Genomic DNA, 14,917 nt, shown 5'->3' on the forward strand with positions numbered 1-14,917 from the left:
GTGCGGCCAGACCGGCCTCTTGCACCAGATCCCACGACGCGGACGGGAGGCCGCTGATGGAACGGATAGACGCACATTGCCATTTCTGGCAGCCGGCGCGAGGTGACTACGGCTGGCTCGAAACTGGCGGACCTGAACTGGATCCGCTCCGGCGCGAGTTCCTGCCGACCGAGCTGGCGGCGCTCAATTCTGGCCGGCGTGTCGTGCTGGTCCAGGCCGCGCCAAGCGAGGCGGAAACGCATTTCCTGCTCGGACTGGCGCAAACTGCGCCGCAGATCGCCGGGGTCGTCGGCTGGGTTGATCTGACCGAGCCGCAGGCCGCTGACCGTCTGGCTGCTCTCGCCCGCAATCCGCGCTTCAAGGGCGTGCGCCCGATGCTGCAGGACATCCCGGACCTGGACTGGATCAACACGGCGCCGGCATCCGAGGCGATCCTGGCCCTGCAAGCGCTTGGTCTGCGCTTTGATGCGCTGGTGAAGGCGCAGCATTTGCCCGCATTGAGGCGCTTTGCAGCCCGTTATCCGGAGTTGCCCCTGGTGATCGATCATGCTGCCAAGCCGGATCTGGTCAACGCGATCGCGCAGGACTGGTCCGAAAACATGGCCGATCTGGCGCGGGATGAGCGCATTCACTGCAAGCTGTCAGGTCTCCTGACCGAGATGTGCCCGAGCCGGCTTTCGAGCCCGGCGCTCGCCCTTGAGACGCTGCAGCCGGTCGTTGACCAGTTGCTGGCGTGGTTCGGGCCCCGCCGCCTGATGTGGGGCTCGGACTGGCCTGTCGTCACGCTCGCGGCCAGTCACGCCTTCTGGGAAGAGGTGACGGATCGGTTGCTCGAAGGGATGTCGGACGAAGACAGGGATGAGGTGCTGGGAGGAACCGCTGCGCGGTTTTATGGGCTTGAGCCCGGCGTTCTGCAGGGAGGAAGCCATGCGTGATCTCGTCAACATGGAGCGGATCGAGAAGCGCTTTCCCGGCGTGCATGCGCTGAAGGGCGTCGGCTTTGATCTTCGGGCCGGCGAAGTGCACGCCCTCATGGGCGAGAATGGCGCGGGCAAGTCGACGCTAATGAAGATCCTGTCAGGGGTCTACCAGCCGGACAGTGGCCGCATCCTCGTTGAAGGCCGTGAGGTGATGTTCGGCTCCCCCCGGGCGGCACAAGATCATGGCATCGGCATCATCCATCAGGAACTTGCCCTGATGAAGGACCTGACGGTGGCCCAGAACATTTTCATCGGCCGGGAACCGCGCCTGTCCTTTGGCCGCATCGATGAAGCGCGGCAGAACCGTGAGGCGCGCGAGCTGTTTGCGGCGCTCAACATCGACATCGATCCGCGCCGGCCAGTCGACGGCCTGTCGATCGCCCGCCAGCAGATGGTCGAGATCGCGAAGGCCCTGTCAGCCCGCTCGAAGGTGCTGATCATGGACGAGCCGACGGCGGCGCTGACGGATGGCGAGATCGGCGAACTCTTCGCCATGATCGAGAAACTGAAGTCCGAAGGCGTCGGCATCGTCTACATCAGCCACAAGATGGACGAAATCAAGCGCATCTCCGACCGCGTCACGGTAATGCGCGACGGGGAGTATGTGGGAACCGTCGAGGCGCAAGACACGCCGATCAGCCGCATCATCGAGATGATGGTTGGCCGCGCCTTGAGTGACGAGGCCGTCGTTGTCCCGGATCTGACAAGGGCAGAAACCGCGCTTGAGGTGATCGACCTCAACCGGGGACGGGAGATCCGCACTGTCAGTTTCTCGCTCCGGAAGGGCGAGATCCTCGGTTTTGCCGGCCTGATGGGGGCGGGGCGCACGGAGGTTGCCCGTGCCATCTTTGGAGCTGATCCGCGCGAGAGCGGCGACATCCTGGTGCGTGGGCACAAGGCTGACATCCGCTCGCCTGCCGATGCGGTCAAGGCCGGCATCGGCTACCTGTCGGAAGACCGCAAGCATTTCGGTCTGGCTCTCGGCATGAACGTCGCCGACAACATCGCTCTTGCCAGCTTGCCGGCGTTTGCCAACGGCGTTGGCCGGCTGGACGATGGTCGCATGCACCGGGTCGCGCGGGATTTCATTGCCCGCCTTGGCATCCGGACGCCATCCGAACACCAGGAGGTCAGGCTCCTGTCCGGCGGCAACCAGCAGAAGGTGGTCATTGCCAAGTGGCTGCTGCGCGATTGCGACATCCTGATCTTCGACGAACCGACCCGCGGCATCGACATCGGGGCCAAGTCGGAAATCTACAGGCTCCTTGCCGATCTGGCGGCCGACGGAAAGGCGATCATCGTCATCTCGTCTGAACTGCCAGAGGTGCTGCGCGTGTCGCACCGCATCGCGGTGATGTGCGAGGGCCAGCTGACCGGCTTCCTGCCCGGCGGGGCAGACACCACCCAGGAACAGATCATGCAGCTTGCCACCGACCGCAGCGGTCTGCGGCAGGCCACGCGTCAGGAGGAAACCGCGTGAACGCGACCACAGACAAGACCGCCAGCACGGCATCGCAGCTCTCCAGCGGAGCGCGCCTTGCCGGCGGTGCCCAGCAAAAGCTTCTGGCCTTTGCCAGCCTGATCGCGCTGGTGATCGGCTTCTCATTGGCCTCGCCCAACTTCTTCCAGGTCTCCAACATCATGGCGATCCTGCAGGCAACTTCGGTCAACGGGGTGCTCGCCGTTGCCGCAACGGCCGTGATCCTGACGGGCGGGATCGACCTGTCCATCGGCACGCTGATGACTTTCTGCGCGGTCGTTGCCGGCGTGGTGCTCACATGGGGCGGTCTGCCGTTGCCGCTTGGGCTGCTGGCCGCCATTGGGGCCGGTGCGCTGGTGGGCTTGGCCTCGGGGACGTTCGTTGCGCGCATGAAGATCCCGCCCTTCATCGCAACGCTCGGGATGATGCTGGTCCTCAAGGGCCTGTCGCTGATCATCACCGGGGCCAAGCCGATCTATTTCAATGACACCCCGGGCTATACCGAGATCTCGCAAGGATCGCTGATCGGCCTGGTCATTCCTGCGCTTCCGGTGCCCAATGGTGTGCTGGTGCTGTTCCTCGTCGCTCTCGCCATGGCCTTCGTGCTCTCGCGCACGGTTCTCGGCCGATACACCTATGCGCTTGGTTCCAATGAGGAAGCCGTGCGCCTGTCCGGCGTCAACACCAATGCCTGGAAGATGGCCGTCTATGCGCTCGCCGGTGGCATCTGCGGCATCGCCGGGATCCTGATCTCGTCCCGCCTCAACTCGGCCCAGCCCGCGCTCGGCCTTGGCTACGAGCTTGACGCGATTGCGGCGGTCGTCATCGGGGGAACGTCCCTTGCTGGTGGCCGGGGCACGGTGCTCGGCACCCTGATCGGTGCCCTGATCATGTCCGTGCTGACCAACGGCCTGCGCATCCTGTCCGTCGCCCCCGAATGGCAGACCGTCGTCACCGGCGCGATCATCATCCTGGCCGTCTACGCCGACCAGCTTCGCCGCCAACGCGGCTGAACCCAACCACAAGAAGGCCGAATGGCCCGTTGAACCCATCAACTTGAGTGGAGGAAAGCATGATTACCCGTCGCATGATCCTTGGCACGCTGAGTGCCGCAGCCCTGCTGGCCAGCACAGGCTTTTCCCTGGCCCAGGACAAGATGTACATCCCGCTGGTGTCCAAGGGCTTCCAGCACCAGTTCTGGCAGGCCGTGAAGGCCGGTGCCGACAAGGCCGCCGCGGAGTTCGGCGTCGAGGTGACCTTTGAAGGCCCGGACAACGAGACCATGGTCGACCGCCAGATCGACATGCTGTCTGCAGCCCTCGCCAAGAAGCCGGCCGCCATCGGTTTCGCCGCGCTGGACAGCCAGGCAGCGATCCCGCTGCTGAAGCAGGCGGAAGCTGCCAAGATCCCGGTGATCGCGTTTGACTCGGGCGTCGACAGCGACATTCCGGCCGCCACCGCCGCCACTGACAACAAGGCTGCCGCTGCGCTTGCCGCCGAGAAGATGGCAGCGCTCATCGGGGATGAAGGCGAGGTCGCGCTGGTCGTCCATGACCAAACGAGCCGCACCGGCGTTGATCGCCGCGACGGTTTTGTCGAGTGGATCGCTGCCAACAAGCCCAAGATCCAGATCGTGGCCATCGAATACGGCGGCGGCGATCATCTGAAGTCGACCGAGATCACCAAGACGCTGCTGCAGGCTCACCCGAACCTGAAGGGCATCTTCGGGTCGAACGAGGGTTCCGCAATCGGTGTGGCCAACGGTGCACGCGAAAGCGGCAAGAAGGTTGTCATCATCGGCTACGACTCGGGCGCAGCGCAGAAGCAGGCGATCCGCGATGGACTGATGGCCGGCGCGATCACGCAGAACCCGGTCGGCATCGGCTATGAGACCGTGAAGGCCGCCGTGATGGCAGCCAAGGGCGAGCCAATCGTCCCGACCATCGATACCGGTTTCTACTTCTACGACAAGTCCAACATCGACAGCCCGGAAATCGCGGCTGTCCTCTACGACTGATCCAGATGCGGGGCCGGGCGCGCGTCTGGCCCCGCATTCCTTCCACGGAGACTTCCCATGAAATTGCTGCGTTATGGCCCGTCCGGCCAGGAGCGTCCCGGCCTGCTTGACGCCAATGGCCGCGTACGCGACCTCTCGGCCCATGTTGACGATATCGCCGGGTCCGTTCTGCTGCCCGAGAGCCTTGCCCGTCTGGCGGCCCTTGACCCTGACGATCTGCCGCTGGTCGCCGGCACGCCGCAGGCCGATCTGCGGCTTGGGCCCTGCGTTGGCCGGATCGGCAAGTTCATCTGCATCGGCCTCAATTACGCCGATCACGCAGCAGAAACCGGCGCTGCCATTCCAGCCGAACCCATCGTCTTCAACAAGTGGACCTCGGCGATCGTCGGTCCCGATGATGCCATCGAGATCCCGCGCGGATCGCAGAAGACCGACTGGGAAGTTGAACTTGGCGTCGTCATCGGCAAGGGCGGCAAGTACATCGAGGAAGCGGATGCCCTCGGCCATGTCGCCGGCTATTGCGTCATCAACGATGTCTCCGAACGCGAATACCAGATCGAGCGCGGTGGCACCTGGGACAAGGGCAAAGGCTGCGACACGTTCGGCCCGACCGGGCCCTGGCTTGTAACCCCTGATGAAGCAGGGGATGTCGGCAACCTCGCCATGTGGCTTGATGTCGACGGCAAGCGCTACCAGGACGGCTCGACCGCCACGATGATTTTCGGCGTCGCCGAGATCGTGTCCTACCTCAGCCGCTTCATGTCGCTGCAGCCCGGCGATGTCATCTCCACCGGCACGCCTCCGGGGGTCGGTCTCGGCCAGAAGCCACCCGTCTACCTCAAGGGCGGCGAAACGATCCGCCTCGGCATTGCCGGTCTCGGCACACAGACGCAGAAGGTTATCCGCACATGACCAAGATCACCGGGCTTCGCACTGCCGATCTGCGCTTCCCGACGAGCCAGCATCTGGACGGGTCCGACGCCATGAACCCCGATCCGGACTATTCCGCCGCCTATGTGGTTCTGGAAACGGACGGACCGCACGAAGGTCATGGCCTGACCTTTACCATCGGACGCGGCAACGAGATCTGCGTTGCCGCCATCAATGCCTTGCGGCCGCTGGTCGTGGGGCTCGACATGGACTGGGTTGCCGCCGACATGGGCCGCTTCTGGCGGCACATCACCTCCGACAGCCAGCTGCGCTGGATCGGTCCCGACAAGGGCGCCATTCACCTCGCCACGGGAGCTGTCGTCAACGCGGTCTGGGACCTCTATGCCAAGATCGAAGGCAAGCCGGTCTGGGCACTCATCGCCGACATGAGCCCGCAAGAGCTCGTGCGCTGCATCGACTTCCGTTATCTGACCGACTGCATCACGCCGGAATGGGCGCTGGAGTTCCTGACCCGGCAGGCGGAAGGCAAGGCCGAGCGGCGGGCGATCCTCGAGCGTGAAGGCTATCCCTGCTACACCACCTCGGCCGGTTGGCTCGGCTATGATGACGAAAAACTCGCCCGTCTTTGCCGCGAGGCTATCGATGCCGGCTTCCGCTACATCAAGATGAAGGTCGGGCGTGATCTTCAGGACGACATCCGCCGGCTGACCATCGCGCGTGAAACGGTCGGCCCGGACATCAACCTGATGATCGATGCCAACCAGGTCTGGGAAGTGGATCAGGCCATTGACTGGGTCGGCAAGCTCGCCTTTGCCAAGCCATGGTTCATTGAGGAGCCGACCAGCCCGGACGACATCGAAGGCCATCGCAAGATCCGCGAAGGCGTCGCGCCGATCGAGGTGGCAACCGGCGAGATGTGCCAGAACCGCATCATCTTCAAGCAGCTCATCATGCGCGGGGCCATCGACGTTGTGCAGATCGACAGCTGCCGTCTTGGCGGCGTCAACGAGATCCTTGCCGTGATGCTGATGGCAGCCAAGCACGGGCTGAAGGTTTGTCCGCATGCCGGTGGTGTCGGCCTTTGCGAATATGTCCAGCACCTGTCGATGATCGACTATCTCTGCATTGCCGGCACCCGCGAGGGCCGTGTGATTGAGTATGTCGATCACCTGCACGAGCATTTCATCGATCCCTGCGTCATCCGCGATGCGGCCTACATGCCGCCGAAGTTGCCTGGCTTTTCGATTGAAATGAAACCATCCTCGATCGAGGCGTATCGCTTCGGAGGCAACTGATGGACCTTGGACTGACCGGCAAGATCGTGATTGTCACGGGCGGAGCGTCAGGCATTGGCGCCGCCGTCAGCGAGGTGCTGGCCGAAGAGGGGGCCGTTCCGGTCATCCTCGCCCGCAGGGATCCGGATCCGGCCTTTCTGGAAAGGCTGCAGGCGCTCGTGCCTGACGCCTGGTTCTTCAAGGCGGAACTGTCGTCGGACGACGCCTGCCGTCAGGCGGTCGATGCGGTGCGCAGGCGGTTTGGCCGCATTGATGGTCTCGTCAACAATGCCGGGGCCAATGACAGTGTCGGGCTGGATGCGGGGCCCGACGCCTTCCGCGCCTCGCTGGATCGTAACCTGGTGCATTACTACACCCTGATGCATCTGGCGGTCGCGGACCTCAAGGCAACGCGAGGGGCGGTGGTGAATGTGTCATCGAAAACGGCGGTGACGGGGCAGGGCGACACATCGGCCTATGTCGCGGCAAAGGCGGCGCAGCTTGGTCTGACGCGGGAATGGGCTGCGGCGCTTGCAAGCGATGGCGTGCGCGTCAACGCGGTTCTGCCGGCCGAAGTGATGACACCACTCTACGCCAACTGGCTGCAGACCTTCCCGGATCCCGCCGCCGAGGAGGCCCGGATTGCCGCGCGCATCCCGCTGGGACACCGCATGACCACCGCGCGGGAAATCGCCGATACGGTCGTCTTTCTGTTGTCGCACAGGGCCAGCCACATCACGGGCCAATGGCTCTATCCCGATGGCGGCTATACCCACCTGGACCGGGCGCTGGATCGCTGATCCCGGCTTTGGTCTCAAAGGGCAGAACGGGCCAGCCCGGGCATTCGGGCTGGCCTCGCTGCCGCATCAGCTCATCCGGGCGGCCCGGAAGGCTGCGGTGGCCTCGCCCATCCAGCCAAGACGCGGACGGGTGACGAGGCCATAGTTGTAGAAGTTGAGCCCGTCGGCTCCGGCCGTCGCACCGGCGATGGCGGCATGGCACAGGGCTTCTGCAGACGGTACGGTGGACTGGAACGCGGACAGGCCAAGGATCAGTTTGGCATCCGCGCCGAGACGGTTGCGCATGGCGCTCACAGCAGCGCCGGTCTCCTGCGGCGTCTGGCCATAGAGGCACAGGATCATGCCATCGCAGGCCGAGGCAAGGCGATCGAAATCGACGCCGCCGCGCCAGGCCGCCGGACCGTCGACAAGGAGCACCTGGCTGTCCGGATGCGCAAGCTGCCGCATCTCGGTGATGAGGCTCATCACCGGATCCTGCCGCCAGACCAGATAGTCATGCAGCGCGGGAACGGAGGCGAAGGCGTCAATGCCCTTTTCCGGGAACTCGGGAAAACGGCTGACCGGCGTATCCCGGTCGCAGGCCGCGCAGATGATGTCGACAACGGCCTTGCGTGCCGCCTCGCCATCGACACCGGCTGCCTCAGCCCGGCCAAGGCAGTAGCGGCAGAAGCAGACCGAGAGCAGATAGGCTTCGTCCGCCGTCAGGCTGACCCCGTCCTTCTCATGGTGGAAGCCGTGCTCCACTTCGAGGAAGCCGGGCGTTTCCAGCTCGATCCGCGCCGGACGGAACCGGTGAGTGATCTCATGCACCATGGTGCGGGCATAGAACCGCGCCGCCGGGCTCGACGGGCACAGTCCGAACGCCAGCCGGTCACCGAAGGCCGTGGTAAGGGCGTGGCCGGGGTAGAGGCTGGCCAGACGGGTGTTGTGCAGGCACACCGTCCATGCGGACAGGCCGAGACCGGCGGCATCCTGTGCGGCCGACAGGCGCGCGACGAGGTCGGTGTCACGGGTGATGGCCGCCTGCCGGGGCGCGATCTCCGCGTCATTCCAGAGCGCGGCATCAGGTGCATAATAGACCGTGCCGTCCTCGGGGAAGTAGATCTTCCGCCGGTTCGACCGTGGCTGGATGAAGCGACCCGCGTGATAGGAGGTGGCAAGGCTGACATGGTTGGCGCCGGCAAGCGACGCCAATTCGCCGGTCACATGCTCGACCCCGAGGTCGAGCATGTCCCAGGCATAGGTCCAGACGGAAACGTCCATGCGTGTCAGGCCTTCGGCATCAGGGGGACGATGGCGCTGAACCGGGCAAAGTCCTTCACCCTTTCCGGGCTCCACGCCGCTTCCGCGATGGCCGGAAGCCGCGGGAAGACCTGATGGTTGAAGCGTTCGCGCGAGGTGATGTGCTCGCTCCAGATGCAGGCCTGAATGCCCTTGAGCTTGACCGCCAGATGCGGATCATCGCCCTGCGCTTCGTAGCCGTAGGAGGTTTCGACCGGGGTGATCCCGGCCCAGCTTGCACCCGCCTCGTTCCAGTCACCCGACTGGACCATGTCGAGATAGTAGGTCTGGCCGGGGGACGACACGACGTCATAGCCGAGGGCTGCGAGTTCTGCGGTCTTCTCGCGCAACGTCCATGCGAACAGCAGGCTGCGATCCGGCGAGACGCCGCCGCCATGGGCGACCTCTTCCCAGCCACCTGTGATGCGGCCATGGGCGGAGAGGAAGGCATGCACGCGCTTCAGGTAGTGTGCCTGCAGGCCATCGGTGCCGTTGATGCGCTCGCGCGCCATAAGTTCTTGTGCCTTCGGCGACTGCAGCCAGGCTTCGGGGGCCACTTCGTCGCCGCCAACGTGGATGACTTCGAACGGGAACACAGCCAGCAGTTCTTCCAGAACCGTCTGGGTGAAGGTCCAGGTGGCGTCGAGGGCGGGGTTGAGGGCGTTGTTGCCGTAACCCTGGATCGACCAGTAGCTTTCCGGCTCATCAGGATCAACCAGATCCGGCAGCGAGGCGATCGCGGCGGCGCAATGGCCCGGCAGATCGATTTCCGGCATCACTTCCACGCCGACCGAGCGGCCATGGGCGACCACGGCGCGGGCCTGATCCTGCGTGTAGAACGTGCCATGCTCGAAGGGACCATGGCCGAGCTGCGGCAGGACGGGCCGGTTCAGGCCCGTGTGTGCGCCGATTTCGGTCAGCTGCGGCAGGCGCTTGATCTCGAGGCGCCAGCCTTCATCGTCCGTGAGGTGCCAGTGCAGGCGGTTGAGCTTGTGCCAGGCCAGGATGTCGACAAAGCGCAGGATGTCGGCGAGCGGATAGACCTGCCGCGATACATCGAGATGCGACCCGCGCCAGACGTGACGCGGTGCATCCTCGATCCGGCCGGTATGCGGGAAGGCGAAGCGGTCTGCGTCCTCACGCGCGGCCATCATGCCCTGTGCCAGTGTCACGAGACCGTGGCGCAGGCCAAGATCGGTGCCATAGGTCAGGACAATGTCTGAGCCGTTGAAATCGATCTGATAGGCTTCCTCGGCGAGAGCGGCGTTTGCGGCCAGGCGCAGCACGGCCGCACCTTCCGGTGCCACAAACACGAAGGGATTGGCGCGCAGGGTGAAGAGACGGCGGGCGAGGGCATTGACGCCGCCAACCACGCGCTTCTCGGCGACCGAACCGCCTTCAAGCTTCAGGTGAACCGGTGCCTTGGCCATCCAGGACGCAACGGCGACGCTGGCCGGCTGCGGCAGGACGCCAAGCGTGAAGTTGGAGCGTTCCGCGCGTGCTGCCTCAAAACCGGCGATCTGCATGTCGGCGACCGAAACCTGTTCGGCGGAGCCGTCAGCGAAGATGACGAAGGCGCTCTTCGGGCCGTCGTTGGAATGCAGCGCCTTGCGGCTGAGCGAGGTCTCGACGAAGCGCCAGCTTTCGCCAGGTGCCAGCGTCAGACCGGCCGGAGGGGCGTATTCATGGTAGTTGGCCTGGCGCCGGGTCATGGTGCCGTTCTGGCAGACCGACGGGCGAACGGTGCGGGTGATCGAGGTGTAGCCAACCGAGAAATCCGACAGGGGGCTGTCGGAGAGGTTGGTCAGGGTCACGGCCAGCTCCCGGCCGTCGTTGGCGGTATCGGTCCAGATCACATCAAGATGGTACTTGGTCATGGCTGTCCTGGAAGTCTGCACGCGGGGTCTGGCTGAGCCATCCCGCTGATGGCGTCGGGAAATGGGTTGGGCGTCGATGTTTGACGTTACTGGTCCGGGGGCGGACCGGTGGGTGCATCAGCGCAGCAGGCCGCGATAGATGCCGGGCGTGGAATTGGGGATCTCGATGGCGCCGCAGGTCTTGACGTAGAAATCGACCGGCCCGGCCGCGCCGATGATGGCATAGGCAAAGCCGTCCGACTTCAGCGCATCAAGGGCGCGCAGAAGCAGGTGCCGGCCGATGCCGCGTCCCTGCTTTGCAGGATCGACACCGGTGGGACCAAAGAAGCCGCGCGCGGTGACATCGTGGCAAGCAAAGCCGGCCAGTTCGCCATTCTCGATGGCAATGAGGATGCGGGCGGGTCTTGCGGCCAGGGCAACGGTGCATTCGCTGACCCAGCCGGGGCTGAAGTGCTTGCCGACAAAGGCCGTCACTACATGGTGTTCCGGCGGCAGGGCGGGGCGCACGACCAGGCCCTCCGGCAAGGCTGGGGGCGTGGGCAGGGCGTAGAGAGGAACCAGCAGGTCGGACATCGCGCTTAGCTCTCAGTGAAGGGCAAAGAAGTGGCCGTTACCGGCCATTGCCATTTCAACCACATCGCGGGCCGCATCGGTCCGAACCTTGGCGGAACGTTCTGCGAAGCCGGTGTTGTCGCTGCCCAGACGCACCGCCGGATCGGGAACGGCAGCGCGCAGAAGCTGGGTGTAGGCATGGCGCGGCGCACCGACGACCTCGGCCGTCGGGCCCTGCTCGACGATCTGGCCGCGGAACATCACGGCAGTTTCCTCCGCCAGATACTGTGCGGTCGCGATGTCATGGGTGATGTAGAGGAGCGCCAGTCCGCGCTCGTCCTTCAACCGCCGCATCAGGCCGAGCACCGACTTGCGGATCGAGACGTCGAGCATCGACGTCGGCTCGTCTGCAACGATCAGGCGGGCATTGACGGCAAGTGCACGGGCGAAATTGACGCGCTGACGCTGTCCGCCCGAGAGCTCGTGCGGGTACTTGTCCGGCGTCGACTTCGGATCGAGTTCGACGTCGCCGAGAAGCTCCAGCATCGCCTGTTCCGGATCGCGGTCCGGCTGGTGCAGCCGCAGCGGTCGGATCAGGTGGTGACGGATGGTGTGGGCCGGATTGAGCGCCGAGAACGGGTCCTGGAACACCATCTGCACCGAGCGCTGATAGGCCTTCTCCAGTGCCCGGCTGTGGTTCTGCTCGATGTCCTGTCCCTCGAACAGGATGCGTCCATCGGTCGGGGCATAGTGGCGCACGATCAGACGGCCAACCGTGCTCTTGCCTGAGCCGCTTTCGCCGACGAGCGCCAGCGCCTTGCCGGGCTGGATGGTCAGTGAAACGCGGCGCAGGGCCTCGACCCGGCGTGCCGGGCCAAACACGGGCTTGGTGATGAAGGTCTTGGAGACCTTCTCCAGCGACAGGATGGGGGAGGTGTCAGCCATGGGCCAGCCCCTTTTCGGGTTGGGCGCTCAGGATCGGCATGGCCTCCCACAGGGCGCGCGTGTAGTCGTGGCGCGGGTCATTGACCATCTGCGCCGTTTCGCCGATCTCGACGATCTCGCCGCGCAGCATGACGGCGATCCGGTCGGCGATCTGTGCCATCAGTGCCAGATCATGGGTGATGAACAGCACGGAGAAGCCAAGCTTTTCCTTGAGCGCCACCACCTGTTGCAGGATTTCCCGCTGCACGATCACATCAAGCGCCGTTGTCGGCTCGTCCATGATGACCAGGCGCGGACGCAAGGTCAGCGCCAGTGCCAGCACAACACGCTGGCGCATGCCGCCTGACAGCTGGTGCGGGTAGCTGTCGAGCCGGTCAGCGGCGATGCCGACCATCGCCAGCATCTCCTCGGCGCGGGCGCGAATGGCCGCCTTGTCGGTCACGCCGTGGGCTTTCAGCATGTCGTTGAACTGCTGCAACACGGTCAGCACCGGGTTGAGCGAGTTCATAGCGCTCTGGAAGACCATGGCGGCCTTCGACCAGCGGAAGGCCCTGAGGTCCGCATCGCTCAGCGCCAGCACGTCCTGACCGTCAAAATGGATGGATCCATCCGAGATGAAGGCCGGCGGCTTGTGCAGGCGCATCAGGGCGAAGGCGATGGTGCTCTTGCCGCAACCGCTTTCGCCGGCGAGCCCGAGGATCTCCCCCGGGGCGATCTGGAACGACACGCCTTTCACGGCGGTGAAGGCACCCGTCTGGGTCAGGTAGTCGACCTTGAGGTTGCGGACGTCGATCAGCGCGGTCATTGGGCGGCCTCCTTCAGCCGGGCACGATCCAGCTCGCGCTGCAGTTTCAGCGCCTTGCCGATCGTTCCGAGGGTGCGCAGGCGCGGGTTGGAAATCTCGTCGACGCCGAAGTTCATCATCGACAGACCAACGCCGATGAAGACGATGGCAAGGCACGGGGCTGCAACTTCCCACCAGGCGCCGACCGTGATCGCGGAGGACGTCTGGGCGTTGTAGAGCATCGTGCCCCAGGACAGGTTCAGCGGGTTGCCAAGGCCGAGGAACTCGAGCGTTGCCTGGGTGATGATCGTGAAGATGATCGAGCCGATGAAGTTGAAGCAGATGATCGACAGAAGGTTCGGCAGCATCTCGACGAGGATCATGCGCCAGGCCGGTTCGCCGAGCATGCGCGAGGCCTCGATATAGTCTCGCGTCTTCAGCGTCATGCCCTGCGCCCGGGTTACACGCGCGCCCCAGGCCCAGGAGGTCAGGCCAATGATCAGCGCGATCGACCAGGGGCTGACCTGACCGAGGAAGGCGGCCAGAACGAGCAGCAGCGGCAGCTGCGGCAGCACAAGAACCACGTTGGTCATGAAGTTGAGAACTTCATCGACGACCCCGCCGAAGTAGGCGGCCGTGATGCCGATGATCGTGCCGTTGATCGTGACGATCAGACCGGCGACGAGGCCGACCATCAGCGACGTCCGGGTGCCCCAGACGAGTTGGGCGAACACGTCGCGGCCCATGCGGGTGGTGCCCAGCCAGTGATCCCAGGAGGGCGGCTGGTGCGGGCGGGCGACGCGGGCGAGCGGATCATAGCCCGCGATCACCGGGGCCAGCAGCGCGACGGCGACATAGAGCAGCACGATGGAGAGGCCAAAGGCTGCCTTGCGGTTGCGCAGGAAGGAGGAGAGGAAACCGGTCATCAGGCTTTCCGAAGGCGCGGGTCAAGGAAGATATAGGCGATGTCGACCGTGAAGTTGGCGGTCAGCATGGCCAGTGTCATGATCAGGAGCTGGCCCTGGATCAGCGGGAAATCACGCGCCAGGATGCCGAGATAGAGCAGGTTGCCGACGCCCGGATAGTTGAACACCACCTCCGTCACCAGCGAACCGCCGAACAGCGCGCCGAAGGAGAGGGCGAGCGCGGTCACCGAGGGCAGCAGCGCATTGCGGGCAGCGTAGGCGTAACGCACACGCGCATCCGACAATCCCTTGGCCTCGGCCATATGCACATGGTCTTCGCCAAGCTGGCCGATCATGTTGTTGCGCATCGTGACGAGATATCCGCCGGTGAAGACGAGGCTCAGAGTCAGCACCGGAAGGATCGCGTGGGTGGCGACGGACGTTATGAATTCACTCGTGAAACCTGGGTCCAGCGCCGGATTGTAGGCATAGCCGGTCGGCAGGATCTGGTTGCCGATGGCAAAGATGTAGAGCGTCGTCAGGGCCACCACCATGGCCGGGATCGACTGCATGGCAAGGGCGAGCGGCGACAGCACCATGTCCACGCCCTGACCACGGCGCCAGGCTGCCAGGATCCCCAGCAGCGTGCCGATGGAGAAGGAAACGGCCAGCGCGCTGCCGGTCAGCAGCAGCGTCCAGGGCAGGGCCGTCAGCAGCACGTCGGTTACGGGCAGCGGGAAGAACTTGACCGAGGTGCCGAAATCCCAGGTGAAGATGCTGGAGAGATAGTTGCCGTACTGGATATGCAGCGGCTCATCGATGAAGCCGAACGTCGCCTTCAGCGCTTCGCGGGCCTCGGGCGGGATCGTGCCATCGGCATGCGAGAGCATGATGTCCGTCGGATCACCCGGCATCATGCGCGGGATCATAAAGTTGAAGGTCGCGGCCACCAGGAAAGCCACCAGGTAGAAGGCCAGCCGTTTCAGCAGAAAATTCATGAGCCTAGTCCAATACGCAATCACGCCCCGGTGTCTGCCGGGAGCGAAGGGGGCCAGCCGATGATCCGGGAAGTGCGGGACCGGTTGGCTGCCGGGCGCAGGAGCGCGTGCCTCCGGTCGCGCGGAAAAAGGG

At 64.6% G+C, this 14,917-nt stretch carries 14 protein-coding genes; 7 read left to right on the plus strand and 7 right to left on the minus strand.

Going from position 1 to position 14,917, the window contains the following annotated elements; genetic code table 11:
- Window positions 1-56 precede the first annotated feature (56 nt).
- Genes OVA12_RS09150 through OVA12_RS09180 form a run of 7 tightly spaced genes read left to right on the plus strand, consistent with a single transcriptional unit; the run spans window position 57 to window position 7,442 of the window.
- A complete protein-coding gene (locus OVA12_RS09150; protein ID WP_268136490.1) occupies window positions 57-935 on the plus strand; it encodes an amidohydrolase family protein in 879 nt (292 codons plus the stop codon).
- Complete coding sequence (locus OVA12_RS09155) at window positions 928-2,460, plus strand: sugar ABC transporter ATP-binding protein (protein WP_268136492.1); 1,533 nt, start codon at window positions 928-930, stop codon at window positions 2,458-2,460. The genes OVA12_RS09150 and OVA12_RS09155 overlap by 8 nt, the downstream gene beginning before the upstream one ends.
- Window positions 2,457-3,473: an ABC transporter permease gene (locus OVA12_RS09160; RefSeq protein WP_268136494.1), complete on the plus strand. Its 1,017-nt coding sequence runs from the start codon at window positions 2,457-2,459 to the stop codon at window positions 3,471-3,473. Before OVA12_RS09155 ends, OVA12_RS09160 begins: the two co-directional genes overlap by 4 nt.
- A 59-nt stretch (window positions 3,474-3,532) precedes the next feature.
- On the plus strand, window positions 3,533-4,477 hold the full coding sequence (locus tag OVA12_RS09165) for an ABC transporter substrate-binding protein (protein ID WP_268136496.1): 945 nt from the start codon (window positions 3,533-3,535) through the stop codon (window positions 4,475-4,477).
- 57 nt (window positions 4,478-4,534) lie between these two features.
- Window positions 4,535-5,389 (plus strand): fumarylacetoacetate hydrolase family protein, encoded by an 855-nt coding sequence (locus tag OVA12_RS09170; RefSeq protein ID WP_268136498.1) that lies wholly within the window; start codon window positions 4,535-4,537, stop codon window positions 5,387-5,389.
- Window positions 5,386-6,663 carry an L-fuconate dehydratase gene (locus OVA12_RS09175; protein WP_268136501.1) on the plus strand — a complete coding sequence of 426 codons (1,278 nt, stop codon included), beginning with the start codon at window positions 5,386-5,388 and terminating at the stop codon, window positions 6,661-6,663. The genes OVA12_RS09170 and OVA12_RS09175 overlap by 4 nt, the downstream gene beginning before the upstream one ends.
- Window positions 6,663-7,442, plus strand: coding sequence for an SDR family oxidoreductase (locus OVA12_RS09180; protein WP_268136503.1), 780 nt, complete (start codon window positions 6,663-6,665; stop codon window positions 7,440-7,442). Before OVA12_RS09175 ends, OVA12_RS09180 begins: the two co-directional genes overlap by 1 nt.
- Window positions 7,443-7,508: 66 nt before the next feature.
- On the opposite strand, the gene OVA12_RS09185 is transcribed toward OVA12_RS09180, so the two are convergent.
- From OVA12_RS09185 to OVA12_RS09215, 7 genes are all read right to left on the minus strand, one after another.
- The gene (locus tag OVA12_RS09185; RefSeq protein ID WP_268136505.1) at window positions 7,509-8,705 is read right to left on the minus strand and encodes a hypothetical protein; all 1,197 of its coding nucleotides are present in this window, start codon (window positions 8,703-8,705) and stop codon (window positions 7,509-7,511) included.
- 5 nt (window positions 8,706-8,710) lie between these two features.
- On the minus strand, window positions 8,711-10,600 hold the full coding sequence (locus OVA12_RS09190; protein WP_268136507.1) for a beta-N-acetylhexosaminidase: 1,890 nt from the start codon (window positions 10,598-10,600) through the stop codon (window positions 8,711-8,713).
- Window positions 10,601-10,717: 117 nt separating this feature from the next.
- Entirely contained in the window at window positions 10,718-11,173 is a 456-nt protein-coding gene (locus tag OVA12_RS09195) for a GNAT family N-acetyltransferase (protein WP_268136509.1), read from the minus strand.
- Window positions 11,174-11,185: 12 nt separating this feature from the next.
- On the minus strand, window positions 11,186-12,097 hold the full coding sequence (locus OVA12_RS09200) for an ABC transporter ATP-binding protein (protein WP_268136511.1): 912 nt from the start codon (window positions 12,095-12,097) through the stop codon (window positions 11,186-11,188).
- Complete coding sequence (locus OVA12_RS09205; RefSeq protein ID WP_268136513.1) at window positions 12,090-12,902, minus strand: ABC transporter ATP-binding protein; 813 nt, start codon at window positions 12,900-12,902, stop codon at window positions 12,090-12,092. Before OVA12_RS09205 ends, OVA12_RS09200 begins: the two co-directional genes overlap by 8 nt.
- A complete protein-coding gene (locus tag OVA12_RS09210) occupies window positions 12,899-13,807 on the minus strand; it encodes an ABC transporter permease (protein ID WP_268136515.1) in 909 nt (302 codons plus the stop codon). The genes OVA12_RS09205 and OVA12_RS09210 overlap by 4 nt, the downstream gene beginning before the upstream one ends.
- Window positions 13,807-14,784 carry an ABC transporter permease gene (locus tag OVA12_RS09215; RefSeq protein WP_268136517.1) on the minus strand — a complete coding sequence of 326 codons (978 nt, stop codon included), beginning with the start codon at window positions 14,782-14,784 and terminating at the stop codon, window positions 13,807-13,809. Before OVA12_RS09215 ends, OVA12_RS09210 begins: the two co-directional genes overlap by 1 nt.
- Window positions 14,785-14,917: the final 133 nt, after the last annotated feature.

It is taken from the genome of Pannonibacter sp. SL95 (assembly GCF_026672425.1).
GTDB lineage: Bacteria > Pseudomonadota > Alphaproteobacteria > Rhizobiales > Stappiaceae > Pannonibacter.